The 1,915-nt window shown below is 57.3% G+C and carries 2 protein-coding genes; both read right to left on the reverse strand.

The annotated features are described in order from the left end of the window. Positions 1-505 (reverse strand): glycosyltransferase (locus Q0176_RS06480; protein WP_299300425.1); only part of this gene is annotated, 505 nt, incomplete at its 3' end. Between the two features lie 2 nt (positions 506-507). After that, positions 508-1,915 (reverse strand): sulfatase-like hydrolase/transferase (locus tag Q0176_RS06485; protein ID WP_299300427.1); only part of this gene is annotated, 1,408 nt, incomplete at its 5' end.

The following is a 1,915-nucleotide window of genomic DNA, read 5'->3' on the forward strand; positions in this document are numbered from 1 at the left end:
TGGATGCCTCGGGGAAAACGCGCACGCCGAGACGCTTGAGGCGGTGCAGAAGCTCCAGCTCTTTGAGCGCCTTGGCGACGGTCACGCCGGCATCCTCGATGGCCTGGATCGTGGCGACGTCCACATCATTCTGGTAGATGTCCAGCCCCTCGTTCATGTAGTCGAGGAAATGCGAAACCGTCACCATGTCGTCCTCCAACACGACGGCCCGTCCGAACTCCCCCACAATCCGGGTAACTCCAGCAATCACCGAGGCGGCAAGCCCGCGATTCCCCTCATTTGCCGTCACCTCGACGGAGGCAAAACCGTCTATGGAAGTAACATAACGCCGCACCTCATCCACCGCGGGCCGCGCTCCGTCGTTCTTCGGCCCATCGGCGAACACGAACAAGCGGCTTTGCGGCGCCAGGCGATTGGCGCGCAGGGCCTCCACCGTCCTGCGGGTATGCTCGGGACGGTTATAGACAAACAGGACGATTGGGGCATAGTTTCCCGTCGCAGACATACCTACTCTCCCTCCGACCAGTTTTCCCTCCGATATATCGTTCCCCTCACGGTATACACCGTTGCGTCGAACAGGTTCTGATCTGGAGTCCTCGTCCCTACGCAATGGACGCGTACCCTGTCCGGCCCGCTGATGCGCCGCAGCGCTTCCATGTCGGGAATGCCGTCAACCCGCTCGATTCCCTCCAACAAAAGAGTTGGAATGTCCTCGCAGGACATCAGAGCGTCGGAGAAACGCAGCGGACCGCGAGAGCCGAAATCCTTGAACATCAGCAACGCATTGGGATCTCCCTGATAAGCCTCCCTACCCAACTTTTTGTTCAAACCCCAGCTGTCCCCGGAGTCATGGTCCGAAAAGATGACGATACGCGTGTTGTCGTAGACCCCCAATCGCTTCAGGGAAGCTACAAAGTCCGCCACAAACCGCACCATATGCGTCTCCGTATAATAGTGCTCGGGAATTATCCCATCCACAAGGACAAACTGGCCAGGGGTAGCGGGATAAGGATCGAGCATCGGCTGCATGCCCTCCAGGGGCAGGTGCCATGTGTAATGCGACAGCATGGAGCGGACGATTTTGAACGTCGGGGCTCCCTCATCGGCCGAGGCAAAATCGCCCATAAACTGCATCGGAGGCAGATTGGACATGAAGTGCGTCCTCAGCCGGGCCTCCAGGACCTGGTCCGCGACATTGCCTCTCCAATTTCCTCCGTTGTAGAGGTTGATCCTCAAGCTGAAGGGAGCCGCCCGGAACAGGGAGAGGTTCAACAGGAACCGCGATATGTCCACATCCTTATCCTGAAAGCTCAGACCCGTCGCCTCCGCCCAACGCTGCCAATAGGGAATATAGTCCCTTGCCCAGTTATCGCCGTTCAGGAGGAGAACCGACTCCGGACTCTCCAACCCCCTATGAAAAAAGACATCCCCGGATTCCAGGTAGGGTGTCCCTGCCATGACGACATCATATCCTCTGCGGACGAAGATATTGGGCAAAACCGTGAGGGATCGTGCGAACTTTTCCCGGAGGGACGAGTTGGGCTCCGTACGATTGAGTACGTTGGCCTTATAGGAAGGCCCGGCGTAAATGGACGGAGTGGACAGAAAGGTCATGCATCCCGTCGCCAGGGTATCGGGATAGCTGGTAAAGCCATCCAGTCCCTCGGCCAGCTCCGGAGCGGCAGCCACGATTCTCTGCAGATGATCTCCAGTAAAGCCATCGAAGAAAAAGGCGACGACGTTCTTCTCCGTTTTACTGAACCGCCATAGGCGGCTGTGATAAAGGGGAAATTTATCGGCGCTTCCCAAGGTCTCGCTTTGAATGTGCGAGCTCGAGAGGTAACAATAGCCGCTCACCCCAAGCAAAGCGAAAGAGACGATCCACAGGGCATTGATGAAGTGCCTCATTTTCTTT

The sequence above is a fragment of the uncultured Fretibacterium sp. genome (genome assembly GCF_938040765.1).
Lineage (GTDB): Bacteria > Synergistota > Synergistia > Synergistales > Aminobacteriaceae > CAJPSE01.